The sequence below is a fragment of the Vibrio sp. 10N.261.51.C6 genome (genome assembly GCF_041471785.1).
Lineage (GTDB): Bacteria > Pseudomonadota > Gammaproteobacteria > Enterobacterales > Vibrionaceae > Vibrio > Vibrio crassostreae_C.
On sequence record NZ_JBFRPB010000103.1, the window covers coordinates 1 to 212 of the forward strand.

The following is a 212-nucleotide window of genomic DNA, read 5'->3' on the forward strand; positions in this document are numbered from 1 at the left end:
GAGATATCGAAGCTGATATCGATGTCACCATTGAAGTTCTCATCTGGCGTGATGGTGAAGCTGCCGTCATCATTAGCTACAACCGTCGCATCTCCACCAACCGTTAGGCCGCTAGCAGTAAGGTCATCGCCCTCTACGTCAGATGCTTGTGATAGCAATTGCTCTTGGCTTAAACGGATAGAACCGTCTTCGTCGATTGAGTACGCTAGGTC

The 212-nt window shown here is 49.5% G+C and carries 1 protein-coding gene; it reads right to left on the minus strand.

Annotation, left to right across the window (positions count from 1 at the left end):
- Window positions 1–212: cadherin-like domain-containing protein (locus tag AB4375_RS21100; protein ID WP_372052467.1), on the minus strand; the 212-nt coding region annotated here is incomplete at both ends.